Origin of the sequence: Sneathiella chungangensis (assembly GCF_009882935.1) — a bacterium.
Classification (GTDB): domain Bacteria; phylum Pseudomonadota; class Alphaproteobacteria; order Sneathiellales; family Sneathiellaceae; genus Sneathiella; species Sneathiella chungangensis.
In genome coordinates, this window is record NZ_WTVA01000015.1 from 955,298 (window position 1) to 968,748 (window position 13,451).

At 61.7% G+C, this 13,451-nt stretch carries 14 protein-coding genes and 1 riboswitch; of the genes, 5 read left to right on the plus strand and 9 right to left on the minus strand.

The annotated features are described in order from the left end of the window. Position 1: 1 nt before the first annotated feature. The gene (locus tag GQF03_RS17590; protein WP_161340608.1) at positions 2–1,090 is read right to left on the minus strand and encodes a TRAP transporter substrate-binding protein; all 1,089 of its coding nucleotides are present in this window, start codon (positions 1,088–1,090) and stop codon (positions 2–4) included. Further along, on the minus strand, positions 1,083–1,823 hold the full coding sequence (gene thiM / locus GQF03_RS17595; protein ID WP_161340609.1) for a hydroxyethylthiazole kinase: 741 nt from the start codon (positions 1,821–1,823) through the stop codon (positions 1,083–1,085). Before thiM ends, GQF03_RS17590 begins: the two co-directional genes overlap by 8 nt. A gap of 54 nt (positions 1,824–1,877) precedes the next feature. Beyond that, a riboswitch (TPP riboswitch) is annotated at positions 1,878–1,979 on the minus strand. 170 nt (positions 1,980–2,149) lie between these two features. Here thiM and GQF03_RS17600 point away from each other — a divergent pair. From GQF03_RS17600 to GQF03_RS17615, 4 genes are all read left to right on the plus strand, one after another. After that, on the plus strand, positions 2,150–3,361 hold the full coding sequence (locus tag GQF03_RS17600; protein ID WP_206375889.1) for an MFS transporter: 1,212 nt from the start codon (positions 2,150–2,152) through the stop codon (positions 3,359–3,361). A 74-nt stretch (positions 3,362–3,435) separates the two neighbouring features. Further along, a complete protein-coding gene (locus tag GQF03_RS17605) occupies positions 3,436–4,386 on the plus strand; it encodes a hypothetical protein (protein ID WP_161340610.1) in 951 nt (316 codons plus the stop codon). Between the two features lie 55 nt (positions 4,387–4,441). After that, the gene (locus tag GQF03_RS17610; RefSeq protein ID WP_161340611.1) at positions 4,442–4,975 is read left to right on the plus strand and encodes an ankyrin repeat domain-containing protein; all 534 of its coding nucleotides are present in this window, start codon (positions 4,442–4,444) and stop codon (positions 4,973–4,975) included. 28 nt (positions 4,976–5,003) lie between these two features. After that, a complete protein-coding gene (locus tag GQF03_RS17615) occupies positions 5,004–5,357 on the plus strand; it encodes a VOC family protein (protein ID WP_161340612.1) in 354 nt (117 codons plus the stop codon). 146 nt (positions 5,358–5,503) lie between these two features. Here the strand turns inward: GQF03_RS17615 and GQF03_RS17620 are convergent, their stop codons facing one another. The 3 genes from GQF03_RS17620 to GQF03_RS17630 are packed head-to-tail and all read right to left on the minus strand — an operon-like array spanning position 5,504 to position 7,300. After that, positions 5,504–5,965 carry a MaoC family dehydratase gene (locus GQF03_RS17620; RefSeq protein WP_161340613.1) on the minus strand — a complete coding sequence of 154 codons (462 nt, stop codon included), beginning with the start codon at positions 5,963–5,965 and terminating at the stop codon, positions 5,504–5,506. Between the two features lie 18 nt (positions 5,966–5,983). Then, a complete protein-coding gene (locus GQF03_RS17625) occupies positions 5,984–6,466 on the minus strand; it encodes a MaoC family dehydratase (RefSeq protein ID WP_161340614.1) in 483 nt (160 codons plus the stop codon). 60 nt (positions 6,467–6,526) lie between these two features. Continuing rightward, a complete protein-coding gene (locus GQF03_RS17630; RefSeq protein ID WP_161340615.1) occupies positions 6,527–7,300 on the minus strand; it encodes a VOC family protein in 774 nt (257 codons plus the stop codon). Positions 7,301–7,583: 283 nt separating this feature from the next. Between GQF03_RS17630 and GQF03_RS17635 the strand changes: the two genes are divergently transcribed. Continuing rightward, positions 7,584–10,001: an adenylate/guanylate cyclase domain-containing protein gene (locus GQF03_RS17635; RefSeq protein WP_161340616.1), complete on the plus strand. Its 2,418-nt coding sequence runs from the start codon at positions 7,584–7,586 to the stop codon at positions 9,999–10,001. Between the two features lie 28 nt (positions 10,002–10,029). Here the strand turns inward: GQF03_RS17635 and maiA are convergent, their stop codons facing one another. The 4 genes from maiA to GQF03_RS17655 are packed head-to-tail and all read right to left on the minus strand — an operon-like array spanning position 10,030 to position 13,436. Further along, entirely contained in the window at positions 10,030–10,680 is a 651-nt protein-coding gene (gene maiA, locus GQF03_RS17640; RefSeq protein ID WP_161340617.1) for a maleylacetoacetate isomerase, read from the minus strand. Between the two features lie 14 nt (positions 10,681–10,694). After that, entirely contained in the window at positions 10,695–10,892 is a 198-nt protein-coding gene (locus tag GQF03_RS17645; protein WP_161340618.1) for a DUF2783 domain-containing protein, read from the minus strand. Beyond that, a complete protein-coding gene (locus GQF03_RS17650) occupies positions 10,889–12,478 on the minus strand; it encodes an FAD-dependent oxidoreductase (protein ID WP_161340619.1) in 1,590 nt (529 codons plus the stop codon). The genes GQF03_RS17645 and GQF03_RS17650 overlap by 4 nt, the downstream gene beginning before the upstream one ends. A gap of 7 nt (positions 12,479–12,485) precedes the next feature. Further along, positions 12,486–13,436, minus strand: coding sequence for an MBL fold metallo-hydrolase (locus tag GQF03_RS17655; protein ID WP_161340620.1), 951 nt, complete (start codon positions 13,434–13,436; stop codon positions 12,486–12,488). Positions 13,437–13,451: the final 15 nt, after the last annotated feature.

The following is a 13,451-nucleotide window of genomic DNA, read 5'->3' on the forward strand; positions in this document are numbered from 1 at the left end:
GTTAGCGGTCGCGGGCGGCGAAATAGGCCTCCCGTCCGACCCGGGACCAGCTTTGCGAGAGATCGAGCGCCGCGCGGTAGGATTTGAGAATTTCCTCCGCCATCGCATCGCCGGCGACGAACCCGTCGATCAGCGCCGGCGTCAGTTCCTTCGCCTTGCTGATGAGATCGGCGGGGAATTCCCGCACCTCGACCTTTTTGTTGGCGACCAGATCGGCCAGCGCCCGGGCATTTTCCCACTCGGCCTCGGTCAGGCCGACCGCATTCTCCGCCTGGCAGGCATTGGCGACGACGGCCTTGAGGTCATCGTCCAGCGAGTCGTAGGCCTGACGGTTGACGAGGCATTCCGCCGTCCCGTTCGGCTTGTTGAAGGACGGCCAGTAGTAATAGGGCGCGGCCTTGTAGAATCCGAAGGCCCGATCACTCCAGGGTCCGAGGAATTCGACCGCGTCCACCAGCCCGCTTTGCAGGCCGGGATAAATCTCCCCCGGTGGCAGCAGGACCGCGGTCGCGCCAAGTTTCTCATACAGATCGCCGCCGAGACCGGCGCTGCGGATCTTGATCCCGCGCAGATCATCGAGGGACTTGATCTCCCGTTTGAACCAGCCGCCCATCTGCATGCCCGAATTACCGGCCATAAAGGGTTTTATATCAAAGGGTTGATAGAGTTTGTCCCAAAGCTCCTGACCGCCGCCCTGGTTGATCCAGGCCATATGCTCGAGCGAGGTAAGGCCGAAGGGAACGGTGGTGAAGAAGACGCTGGCCTTCGCCTTGCCCTGCCAGAAGAAGGAAGCGGTATGGCCAAGCTCCGCCGTGCCGCCGCCAACGGCGCCGAACACCTCCAGCGCGGGAACCAGCTCCCCCGCCGCATACAACTTCACGGTCAGCTTGCCGCCGCTCATCAGGGTGATCCGGTCGGCAAGGCGTTGCGCCGTGACGCCGACGCCCGGCGCGCCCTTCGGCCAGGAGGTGACCATCTTCCATTCCCGCGCGCCGCTCGCGATGGCCGGGGTCGCCGCGAAACCGGCGCCCAGTGCACCGGCACCGCCGGCGGCAAGAAATTTTCGACGGGTGAGGGATGTCTTACTCATTTTCCTTCCTTTCCTGGAGGCTGGATTGGCTAATCTGGTATATCTTATCGAGGATCAGGGCGGCGAAGCTGCCGGGGCCGGTCGCCTCGGCGGCGGCTTTTTCTCCGGCCTCCCCCAGAAGGGAAAGGCCCGCCGCGACCGCCTGCAAGCGTTCCTCCGCCGGGACGATGGCGAGACAGGCACCGAGCAGGGCCGTCCCCGCGCAGCCGATGCCGGTGACCAGGCTCATCAGTTCGTGGCCACCCTCGAGCGTGATTTCGGTGCTGCCGTCGGTGACGATGTCGGTCACGCCGGTCATGGCAACGATGGCGCCGGTTTTTCGCGCAAGATCGGCGGGATTACCGCCGAGAAGGCCAATTTCCCCCCTATTCCCGCGGATCAGCGCCGGGCCAAGCGAGAGAAGCTCCATCGCATAGGCGGCGCGTGGCTCGGACCGGTCGATAAATACGGGATCGAATATCCAGGGAATGTTATGGTCTCGCGCGGCGCCGATGGCGGCCTTGATCGAGTTTTTCAGATCCCCGTCCAGGGTCCCGATATTGACGAGGAGGGCGTTGGCGCTTTTCGTGAAATGCGCCACCTCCGCAATATCCGAGGACATGGAGGGAATGGCGCCGACGGCGAGCAGCATATTGGCGGTCAGCGCCTGCACCACCGTATTGGTAAGGCAATGCACCGCCGGGCGGCGGCTGTTCATCTCCTGCAACAGATGTCTAGATATGTCTTCGCGCATGCCGTCATCCTTCCATTCGTTCGTTTGAGGGAAGGGCGCGATGTGCATATACTTCGATGAACCGGCCTCAATTCCCTCCGCCGGTGCTAACCGGATCAGGTTCTGCGGGTCGGCGATCTTGCCTCTCAGCCTCCAAGGGCACCCCGATGAGTGACTGCCATATTAGGACCATTCGATGGATTTGCAACGGGAAATATCATGTCGAAAAAACTAAGCCGAAACATGAGGAAATCTCGTGTGACAACCTGTCCGGCTTTATGCTACTTTTCTATAATAATAAAGCGCGAAGAAGGGCTTCAGGCCCCGCCCAATAGCAGGAATATCTCGTGACCCAGCAGCAGGTTCGGTTTACTTTTCTCAACTTCGGTCACTTCGTCGACCATCTGTTCATGCTGATTTTCGCAAAAGCGGCCTTCAGCGCCGGCCTCGCCTTCGGCCTTGCGGAAGACGGCGCCTATGCGGAAATGCTGCCCTATGGCATCCCGTCGCTGGTCCTGTTTGGCGCCGGGGCGCCGCTTGCCGCCTATCTGGCGGATAAATGGAACCGCGTCGGTATGATGACGGTCTTCTTCGTCGGGATCGGCATCTCGGCCATCGCCACGGGGTTCGCGCAATCCCCGCTGCAGATAGCGGTCGGCCTTGCCGCGATCGGCCTGTTTGCCTCGATCTATCATCCGGTCGGCATCGCCATGGTCGTCCAGGGCGGCGGCCGCGTCGGCTGGCGCGTCGGGATGAACGGCGTCTGGGGCAATATGGGCGTGGCCGCCGCGCCGTTGATCACCGGCTTTATCCTTGCCGGCTATAACTGGCAGCTTGCCTTCATCCTGCCGGGGATTGTCGCCATTCTGGCCGGTATCGCCTTTCTTGTCTTCGTGCGCCGGGGCGGCGGCGCCGCGCCGAGTTACGCGACCGGTGAGAAAGAGATTGTCGGCTTCATGCCCGGCTGGAAACGGGCGCTGGTCGCGATCTCGCTGGTCACCTCGGCCGGCGGATTTGTCTTCGGCACCATGACCTTCGTCATCCCCCGCATGTTCGAGGTGAGCCTGCCGGACGTCACCACGAATATCGCCACCACGGGGCTGCTGGCGGCGCTGGTGTATGCCATTGCCGCCTTTGCGCAGCTCGTGGTCGGTCGTTTGATTGACACCTACCGGATCAAGCCGGTGCTCTTTGCGATTGCGCTCGCGCAGCCGGTGCTGATCGGCATCATGGCGTTGCAGACAAACTATGCCTTGTTTGCCGCGACGCTGGCCGCCATGGCCTTCGTCTTTGGCCAGATCCCGATCACCGATACGGTGATCGCCCGCTATGTGCCGGATGTCTGGCGGACGAAAGTCATGTCGGTCAAGCTGATGCTGAATCTGGTGATCGGCGCCCTGTCGCTCATGGCGGCCCGCTTTATCCTCGAATCCGGCGCCGGTTTTCAGGGGGTGATCACCGTCGTTGCCATTGTCGCGGTATTTATTTCGCTGGCCGCGCTGATCCTCCCCGGCCGGGTGCGCCCATCGCCACAGACGACGCTGTCCCCGGCGGAGTAGGGCGGATCGCGGTATTTGCCGCCCAGCCCCGATTGTGCCATACTTTCGGAAAACAAGAACAAGGGGAAACCGCCATGGGGATTGCGCTCACTGTCCGCCCGAAACATCTTCTCGCGCCGCCGGTCCGGCTCGATCCGGCATTTGACGACCCGGACGGCGTCGTCGCCCTGATCAGGAAGGGCAGTCCCTACAAGACCTTATCGGCGGTGCATCGCAACACGGGGGAAACCTCGGGCGGCTGGTTCCGCAATTTCTGGGCGCTGGGCGGCAAGGTCGTTTTCGACGGCGCCGAGCCGTACTTTCATAACCAGCGATTTATCGATGCGGCGAAAGCCTCCTTCCAGGCCGAGGTGATCCGCCCCGTCGCCATGATGACCAATCTCAACCTCCCGGCCGCGGGGCTTCCGGCGCATCAGGACCTGCCGTTTTTCCGGGGCGCGCAGAACCGCGAGGTGCCGAGCTGGATGCTGGAGCCGATGGGCTATTCCGGGCTCTTTCACAATTGGGCGGTGCCGGTAGCCTCGGCGATCACCTGGTTCTATGACGGCGAGGGCGGGGAGTTCGAATACTGGCCCGACGGCCTGGACGCGCCCTCGAAGACCGAGCGGCCGCCCTATTCCAACTGCTGCGTGCTTGCCGATAATGAATATATGTACCACCGGGTTGGCAGTGTCGGCCCGGAGGCGGAGCATCATCGCTATGATGCCCTCGGCCATGACGCCACGCTGACCCTGACGGCGGACAACCGCTGGCAGGTGGCGGATGAGGGGACGACGGTCGCCGATCTTGACTTCGGCGTTGTCCGCCTGTCGGTTCTCTGGAAGGGATATTGCTTCCGGGATGAAGCGGAGGCCGCCGCCTATGACGATCACAGCAATGACCTGACGAAAGACCTGATCATCGATGTTTTTTGTGAGGATCTTGCCGCGCGCGGGATCCGGATATCGCGGCCCGACGATTTCTGGACCGATGCCGCCTGGAAGGAGGCCATCACCAGCGTCTACCGCGCGCCGTCGGCGGAATAACCGAGGCGGATATTTTCGATGTTCGCCGGGGCCAATTTCCTGATATGATGCGGCCATGTCAAAAGACCCAACCGATATACAGCGTCGGGCCATTGAACTGGACGCTGCCTACCGCGCCGGTGATCTTGAAACCGTCCGGCGGCTGCTCGGCGATCCGCCCGGATTTCCCAATTGCCCCCAGCCATTTGAGCTCGGCTGCGCGGGCGCGCCGCTTGATTACGCCTTCTGCTGGTCCCCCGCGGCGATGATTTACGCGCTTCTCGCGCTCGGCGCTGATGTGAACTATGACGCGGGCGACGGGTTTCCGGCGCTTTTCACCCTGCTTGAGACAGACCGCGCGGATAAATATGAGTTGTTGGCGCATCTTCTTGATCATGGCGCGGATATCCACCGGCGCGGGATCAATGACTGGACCCCTCTCCATTACGCGGCGGCGCAGCGGGATTTGCGGGCGGTCGAGATCCTGCTGTCCCGCGGCGCCGATCCGCATCTCAAGACCCGCATCGATGAGGGCCTGTCGGCCCTGGAAGAGGCCGAACGCAACGGATATCACGAAATTGCCGCCGCCATGATGGCGTCGGCATCCTAAAATCTGACGGATAGAAAGGAGCGGCGGCATGGCCGTAAAGCGCATCGTTGTCAATATTGCGACACAGGATTTCGACCGCGCCCGCGCCTTTTACGGCGATATCCTCGGGCTGGAAATGGCAATGGACCTCGGCTGGATACAGACATATGTGGGCACGGGCCTTGCCGCGCCGCAGGTCAGTTTCGCGCGCGAAGGCGGCTCGGGGACCGACGTTCCCGATCTGTCCATCGAGGTCGACAATCTCGACGAGGTCTATCAGAATGCCATCGCCGCGAAAATCCCCATCCTCTACGGCCCGGTGGAGGAGCCCTGGGGCGTCCGCCGCTTCTACCTCAAGGACCCGTTTGGCCGCGTCGTCAACATCCTCACTCACCGCGAATGAATCTTCCCGCCCGTTTCCCATTGCCATAATATTATAATAAGATAATATATACTATCAAAAGGAGAACAAACACGGAATAAAGCAATCAATTCACCGGACCAAAGCTTGCTAAACGGGTCGCCGGTCACGAGGTGAAAGCTATAGCCTTACCGTCGCTGTCCCGGGATCACGTCGAGGAATTCGGCCATGGCGTTGCCGGTGGCGACGAGCATGCCGTCCTGGTTGTTCACCTCGACATCGAACAGCAGCCAGTAGCCTTTCTCGGTTCTTTTCTTGTTCCGGAGGGTTGCGACGGGCGTGATGGTATGGCCGAGCTGCACCGGTTTCAGCCAGCGCGTCTCCAGCCGCCGGTGAAAGCCGCCCCGCGGGACCAGCCAGTCGGTGAGCGTGCGGGTGATCAGCGCGAAATTCTGCATGCCATGCATGATGACGCCGTCGAAGCTGGTCTTGCCGAACTTGTTCTTCATGTAATTGTCGTCGAAATGCAGCGGGTTGTAGTCGAGCGACGCATCGGCGAAGGCCTGAATGGTGTCGCGGGTGACCGTGAAGGGGCGCCCGGTGATGACCTCGCCTTCCTCGACCTTGTTAAACTGTTCTTCTGCCGTCATTTTATGCTCCCTCGTCGGTCAGGCTGGCCGGATCGTCTGGCCACGGCCCGTGCAGACCACTTCGCCGAACTGGTTGGTAAAGGTATTTTCATGGACCGCGAACAGCCGGTCCTTGCGGATGAAGCGATCGAGCGCCGTGCCGCGCATGGTGATGGTGTCGCCCGGGCGGATCGGCACGTGATAGGACCAGTTCTGCCCGGCATTGATGGTGCCGGGGGAGCGCATCCAGTCCTCCGTCGTGGTGCAGGCGAACATCAGCAGGATATGGATCGACGGCGGCGCGATGATACCCCCGTAAATGGTTGTTTTCGCGTATTCCTCATCGAAATAGAGCGGATTGTCCTCGCCGACGCCCTTGGCATAGCGGGCGATCACTTCCTGCGTCAGGGTGACCGGCGTGGTATCGCGCAATTCGCCGGGAATGATTTCATCCCAGGTCGCGCGCTTGTCCACGTCCTTCCAGAAATCGGTTTCGAAATTGTCGAGATCCAGTATCGTCATGTTTCCCCCTCCCAGGGCAGTTATGCGGCGCCGTGGCGCCTGTTTTTCCGTGTCTTTTCGTCAGGCCGCCGGTTTGAGGCGGAATTCGACGCCGCAAAAATCAAAGCCCGCGTCGGTCAGCGCGCAGCCCGCGGCGGCGGCGCGTTGTTTCATGCCCTCCGGATCGGCCGCCGTGAGATCGATGGCGGTAAAGAGCTCCGGCCCCGCCCTCTCCGTGAAGCGGATAGAGCCGTGATCGAGCGTGATGCGGCCGGCGCCGCCCTCTGTCGTCACCGGCCGGTCACAGATATGGGCCCAGTGCTTCGCGCGCGCCGCCGCATCGGGGCTGGCAATCTCGATCCCAAGGATATCGCCGGTCACGCCAGTATTGACGAAGCGGTGCCAGTCGTCCCCGGCCCATTCATAATGGCCGAGCAGGCCGTCGTCACCATAATGGTGGTCGAACTCCATCATGGTGGCACCTGTCTGCTTGGGATTGAGCTGCAGAAGATCGGCCTTTTCGTTCCGCCGCTCGTAGATCGGCTCGACACCGACCTCGCCGGCAAGGCGCTTGTGGCGGTCGACATCGGCGCAGTCGAAAATCGCCATATAGCCGCCCCGCCCGTTGTTGCGCGAAAGGAAGCGGTCGACCGCGGTGTTTTCCTTTGTCGGCGCGACAATCTCTAGAAAACAGCCGTTGATCGCATACATGATATTTTCCAGCCCGAACTGCGACAGCTCCGACCGGTGGCAGACCTCGAGCCCGAGGACATTGTTAAAAACCTGCTCTGTTCGGGCGATATCGGCGGCGGCCAGACAGATCTGCCGCAGCCGGACATAATTATGCGCGGGCATGGTTTCCTCCCTCTCCCCCTTCGGGAAGACCGGTTGTTGTTGTTTCTTCTTTACCGGTTCGCAAAGTATTTCAAATTTATCGCCCGAGGTAAAGCCCTGCTTGTTCCGGCGCAAAAGATGCGGTTTGACGGGGTTCGCCGCAAAAAATCAGTAGTAAATTTATCCGATGCTGATAGGCTAAGGCCTTCAATCAACCGGATTTTTTTTCGAAAAGAATGACCATGCCGCAGACTGGTTCGTATAACAGAGAATGAAGAAAAGCCTTCGATCCCCGATAACACGAATGAGCCAGGCCATGATCGTTCTGGGCATCTGCGCGGCGTTGATTGTCGCCTTCGTGAATTTGCGCGACAAGCCGATCGTCCAGCTGATCGAGGGGCAACTGCTCGACTGGCGGTTTATCCTGCGCGGCCCGGTCCCGGTCGACCGGAATATTGAACTGATCCTGATTGAGGACAGCGACGCCATCGCCGGAGAGGGCACAACCGTTTCCGCGGCCAAGCTGATCGACGGCGTCGAGGCGCTTGCGAAACTCGGCGCGAGGACGATCGTCCTCGATCCACGGCTGGTGCGGATGAGCGCGCCGGGCGCCAAGCAGTCGGACCCGACCCAGGATATCGACCTTGCCAAGGCGTTGAACGAGGTTGGCAATGTGATGGTGCCCTATGTCTTCTCGCTGACGCCGTCGGCGGGCGGGCGGACGGCGCTTCCCTCGGCGATCCAGCGGACGGCCTATAGCGAATTCAGAACCCGGGATACCTCGTCGGTCAAGCGCCCCGTCGAGGCGGGCGGCTATTTCGCGCCGGGCGCCGAACTTCTCGCCGCCGGTCAGCCCGGTCATGTGACCTATTCCGTGCGCCATTCGAGAAGCCGGCAGTTCGCCTATCCGGTGATCGGGTACGGCGGCTCCTATTATCCCTCCCTCGCGATCGAGGCCTATCGGCATTCGGCGGATATGCGGATCGCGGATATCGAAGTGAATTTCGGCGAGGGGATCAGCATCGGCAGCCTCTATATCCCGACCGATAGCAAAATGCGGCTTGCCGTCAATTACCACGGTCCCGGCGGCAGCTACAAACGGACCAGATTCACCGACCTGCTCGCCGGCGAGCTGCCGGAGGACAACTTCAAGGGGAAGCTGGTGCTGATGGGCTTTGCCGCCTCCGTCACCGATGGGGCCTTTACGACACCCTTTGATCCGGCGATGTCGGAGGTCGAGTTTCTTGCCAATGTCATCGACAATCTCGGGCGCGCGAATCCGTTGATCCGCTCCCAGCAGGTGATTGTCCTCGATATCCTGCTGCTGGCGCTGATCGGCCTGTTCTTCGCGCTGGTCTCGGCGGCGCGGCGGAACTGGGCGGTTGTCACCCTGGCGATTATCGCGACGGCGCTGCTGGTGGTCGGGAATGTTCAGGCCTTTGTCCTTTTCAACCTCTGGCTCGGCCTCACCTTCCCGCTGATGGCCATGGTGATCTGCACCCTTGTGCTGGTGGCGACCAAGCAGATTTCGCGGCGGCGGCGGCTGGCCCTCAAGGCTGCCGAGGAGGCGGAGGAAACCCAGTTCAGCGCCCCCTGGACGTTCGATCGGGTGGCGCGAAAAGTGGAGCCGGAGATGGCGGAGACCGCGGCCGCGGAGGAGGAGAGCGAGGACGAGGCGGGTGAGCCGAAGCCCGAAGACGAGGTCCTGACCCTCACTGCCGTTCAGGAAGAAATTGCCGGCATGCCCGATTTCCAGGCCGAGCCGGAAAAGAGCGGCGAGAGCGACGAGAGCGACGGGGAAGCCGAGGAAATGGTGGAGGGCGCGGCGGCGGAAGAGGAAACGCCCGCGAGCCCGGCGCCGCCATCGAATGTTGCGCCCTTCAAGCCAGCGGCCAATCCCGCGCCGGGACCCGGTGCGCTTCCGGTTCCGCCAAAGCCCGCCGTGAAAGAGCCGCCGGTGCAGGCCGTGACGCCGCCGCCGACGGAAAAGCAGGAAACGCCCGCCACGGCGCAGAAACATAAAAAGCCGGCCTCGCTTATTCCGGTGCTGGAACCGGCGCCGCGCCGGGAAAAGGTCGCGCTCACCTCGGTGGCCGGTCCGGCGCTCGGCGCGCGGTCGGCCAACAAATATGATGTGGCGGTTCTTTTCCTCAATATGAGTGGTTTCCGGGCCGCCGCGAAGGGCTTCGGGCCGACGCGGGCGGTCCAGTTTCTGCATTCTTTATACCAGCTTATCGAAAAAACAATCACCGCCCATGGCGGCTTTCTCGAGCAGTTCGGCGATGACGATGTGATGGGGCTTTTCGGCCTGCCCGAGGGCGATTCGCAAGATGCGGAAAGCTGCGTCCGGGCGGCGCGGGATCTGGCGAAGGCGCTGGCGGACTGGGCGGCGCAGCAGGATTTCCCCGCCGGAAAAACCGTCGATTTCTGCATTGCCGCCGATTTCGGCCCTGTCCGCGTCCATGCGGGCGGCGACGACGACAATCCGGATATCAGCCTGTCCGGCTATACCATCGGGCTCGCCAGCCGCCTCGACAAATCCGTCGCCGCAAAAGGGGCGGACGTCGTGATCTCGGAAGCGCTCATGTCCAAGGTGCAGGAGACGGACCTCACCGGGGAGTTGAAGGAAGGGTTCACCGAACAGCCGATGCAGCAGGTGCCCGGCGCGGCGGAACTTGTCGGGATCTGGCGGGCGGAGATTGGCGCGGGCCCCGGGAAATAGGGCGCGCACGGTGCCTGTTGTGCGCCGGCTAGTGAGCTGCGGGCGGATGAACGGCGTCGGGGGCGGCCTTTTGAAAGGCATCGATGGCGGCGCAGCGGTCGCCGATCGCGCGAAGGCGCGGCATGGCGGATAGATCGACGCCCCAGCGTTCGGCATTATAAAGCTGCGGGATCAGGCAGATATCGGCGATTGTCGGCCGGTCACCGACGCAGAAGTCACCGCGTCCCGGCTCTTTCGCCATGATGTCAAGGGCGGCGAGGCCCTTGGCCATGAAATGCCGCATCCAGTCGGCCTTCTCCCGATCCCCGCCGTTGGTCAGCTCCACCACCCGCGCCGCGACATTAAGGTTGCAAACGGGGTGAATATCCATCGCGACGACATGCGCCATGGCGCGGGCCTTCTGCCGGTCGAGGGGCCCTTCCGGCAGCAGCGGGACATGCGGCCGCGTTTCCTCCAGATAATCGATGATGGCGAGGGATTGCGTCATCATCTGCCCGTCGATATCGAGTGCGGGCACAAAACCCTGCGGATTGCGCGCAAGATGCGCCGCGGAGAGATGCTCCCTTGTCAGCAGATTGACCGGCACGGCGCGATAGGCGATTTCCTTGAGGTTGAGCGCGATGCGAACGCGATAGCTCGCGCTGGACCGCCAGTAGTCATATAGCGTGATGTCGCTCATCCCCGCCCCGCCGGTCAGCTTCTGGCCGCGCGGTCGATGGCCGCGGAGAGGGTGGTTAAATCCCCCACCTCATTGGCGAGGATCAGGACAAGCCGGGCATTCAGCGCCGCGGATTGATCGAAATCCAGCCCCTCATGCGCCTTCATCAACAGCTCGTAAAACTCATCGCCATGGGGTTGCAGGTTATCCTCGGGGCTTATTCTCTTGCTCATGATGCGGTCTCCAGGGCGGCTTGGCCTTTTGCGCGGGCCAGCGCCTGAGTGAGGGTGGCAACGTCTGTTCCCGCCTCGAAGGCGGCGGCGACATGCTGGTCCGGGCGGATCAGATAGATCATATTATCCCCATAATGGGCGGTGACGTCGGGATGGTTTTCGAAATGCAGGGATTTCACGCCGGCAAGCGCATCGTCGCGCGTCTTTTTCCCGACCGTGAGCAGCATGAATTCGCCGCCGAGCTTGTTGAGGAGCCAGCCCTCGCCAAGCGGGGCATCGGGGCAGGGGGTACCGGGCGCGAGGCCCCGGTCCGTTCTGCGCGGGCTCTGCAGGGCCAACCCTTCCAGCGAGCAGGGCACCGACAACCGGCCCGAATTCACGAGGCGGCGGGCGAAGGGCAGATCGCTCGCGAGGTTGAGGACGGCATCGCGGAACACCGCCTCCATCTTCGATTTCGGGGTCATGAAGTTGGTCGCGCGGGAGGAATTCATGATATTTTCGGCTGCGCCATGGCGCCGTTCCTCATCATAGGTCATCAGCAAGTCCGGCGGCGCCTCGCCTTTGAGGACAGCGGCCAGCTTCCAGCCCAGATTATCGACATCCTGAATGCCGCCATTGCCGCCGCGCGCCCCAAAGGGGGAAACCACATGGGCGCTGTCGCCGACGAAAATCACCCGGCCATGAACGAATTTTTCCAGCATCGCGCAGGTAAAGCTGTAGACGCTGACCCAGTCAATCTCGAACGCGCGGTCCCCGACAATCTGCTTGAGCCGCGGGATCACCTTCTCGGGCTTCGCTTCCTCGGCCGGGTCGGAGCCGAATTCCAGCTGTAAATCAATGCGATAGATATCATCCGGCTGCTTGTGGAGGAGGGCGGACTGCCCCGTGTGAAAGGGCGGCTTGAACCAGAACCAGCGTTCCGGCGTCTCGCTCTCGAACGGGGGCTTTGGCATATCCACATCGGTGATCAGGAAATGTTCCTCGAAGGTATGCCCCTCGAATTTGAGGCCCATGCGCTGGCGGATCCGGGATTTCGCCCCGTCGCAGGCAAGCACATAGTCGGCGGCAAGCTGGTAATCCCCCTCCGCTGTCTGCACGGTCAGCGTGACGCCATCCGCCACAACCTCTTCCCCCGTCACCTTGCTCAGCCAGCGGAGATCAATGAGGTCCGGGAAATCGGCAATCCGGTCAACGAGATATTCCTCCACATAATATTGCTGAAGATTGACGAAGGCCGGCATTTTATGGGCGTCATCGGGCAGCAGATCGAAGTTGTAGACTTCTTTGTCGCCATGAAACAAACGACCGACCTTCCAGGTGACGCCTTTTTCTAGCATCCTGTCCCCGATGCCGAGACGGTCGAAGATTTCAAGGGTGCGTTTGGCCCAGCAGATGGCGCGGGAACCGACGGAGACCACATTATTATCGTCCAGAATGACCGAGCGGATGCCCTTCAGCGCCAGATCAATCGCCATAGCCATGCCGATGGGCCCCGCGCCGACAATGGCGACGGGGTATCGGCCCGGGGTCTCGCCCTTCAGCTCCGGCGGCGTTCGAAACGGATATTCCCTGTTTTCATAATGCATGGCCGGATTAACCCTGCAAGGACGCCCACATTTCCTTGTCCCGCGCCGCCGTCCAGATGCGCGGGGTATCGATTCCCTGCGCCTCGTCATAGGCGCGGGCGACATTGAACGGCAGGCAATGCTCGTAAATGGCATAATCGGCGAATTTCGGATCGCACTCGGCGCGCACCGCATCCCAGGCCTCTTTCAGGCTGCCCCCGCGCGCGACAACGGCGGCGACCGGGCGATAGGTGCTTTCGACGAAATCGCGGGTGTTGGTGAGGGCGGCCGTCACCATCTCATCACCGACAAGCGCATCGCCGCGCCCGGGCACGATGGATTTCGGGTTGAAGGCGGCGATGGCGTCCAGGGTCTTGCCCCAGTCGTTGAAATGCCCGTCTCCGCAATAGCAGGCAGAATGATACTCGACCACGTCGCCCGAAAAGATCACACCCGCATCCGGCACATGGACCACCACATCACCGGCGGTATGGGCGCGGCCGAGATGCATCAGATCGACGCGCCGCTTTCCAAGATAGACGGTCATCTTTTTCGAAAAAGTCATGGTGGGCCAGGTGAGGCTGGGAATCCCTTCATGCCCTTCGAACAGGCGCGGGAAGCGTTCAAACTCGCTGTCCCAGTCTTCCTGTCCGCGTTCGGCGACCATGGCGCGGCATTTATCGGAGGCAATGATTTCCTCGGCCTGATAGGCGGAAGCACCGAGCACCCGGACCGCATGATAATGGGAGAGAACGACATATTTTATCGGCTTGTCGGTGACGGAGCGAATGCGTTCGATCACCATATTGGCCATGCGCGGGGTCGCCTGCGTATCGATGACCATCACGCTGTCATCACCGATGATCACGCCGGTATTGGGGTCCCCCTCCGCCGTGAAGGCCCAGAGATCGCGGCCGATTTCGGTGAAGGAGATGGTTTTTTCTTCCATGTCGCCTTGCGAGGCAAATGCTTTGCTCATGATGTTTTCCCTATA

Excerpts from the sequence above, each read along its gene's own strand:
- GQF03_RS17615 (WP_161340612.1), top strand. The coding sequence starts at position 5,004 with ATGGCCGTAAAGCGCATCGTTGTCAATATTGCGACACAGGATTTCGAC.
- GQF03_RS17645 (WP_161340618.1), bottom strand. The coding sequence starts at position 10,892 with ATGAGCAAGAGAATAAGCCCCGAGGATAACCTGCAACCCCATGGCGAT.
- maiA (WP_161340617.1), bottom strand. The coding sequence starts at position 10,680 with ATGAGCGACATCACGCTATATGACTACTGGCGGTCCAGCGCGAGCTAT.
- GQF03_RS17625 (WP_161340614.1), bottom strand. The coding sequence starts at position 6,466 with ATGACGATACTGGATCTCGACAATTTCGAAACCGATTTCTGGAAGGAC.
- GQF03_RS17650 (WP_161340619.1), bottom strand. The coding sequence starts at position 12,478 with ATGCATTATGAAAACAGGGAATATCCGTTTCGAACGCCGCCGGAGCTG.
- GQF03_RS17630 (WP_161340615.1), bottom strand. The coding sequence starts at position 7,300 with ATGCCCGCGCATAATTATGTCCGGCTGCGGCAGATCTGTCTGGCCGCC.
- GQF03_RS17610 (WP_161340611.1), top strand. The coding sequence starts at position 4,442 with ATGTCAAAAGACCCAACCGATATACAGCGTCGGGCCATTGAACTGGAC.
- GQF03_RS17655 (WP_161340620.1), bottom strand. The coding sequence starts at position 13,436 with ATGAGCAAAGCATTTGCCTCGCAAGGCGACATGGAAGAAAAAACCATC.
- GQF03_RS17605 (WP_161340610.1), top strand. The coding sequence starts at position 3,436 with ATGGGGATTGCGCTCACTGTCCGCCCGAAACATCTTCTCGCGCCGCCG.
- GQF03_RS17620 (WP_161340613.1), bottom strand. The coding sequence starts at position 5,965 with ATGACGGCAGAAGAACAGTTTAACAAGGTCGAGGAAGGCGAGGTCATC.
- GQF03_RS17635 (WP_161340616.1), top strand. The coding sequence starts at position 7,584 with ATGAGCCAGGCCATGATCGTTCTGGGCATCTGCGCGGCGTTGATTGTC.
- GQF03_RS17590 (WP_161340608.1), bottom strand. The coding sequence starts at position 1,090 with ATGAGTAAGACATCCCTCACCCGTCGAAAATTTCTTGCCGCCGGCGGT.
- thiM (WP_161340609.1), bottom strand. The coding sequence starts at position 1,823 with ATGCGCGAAGACATATCTAGACATCTGTTGCAGGAGATGAACAGCCGC.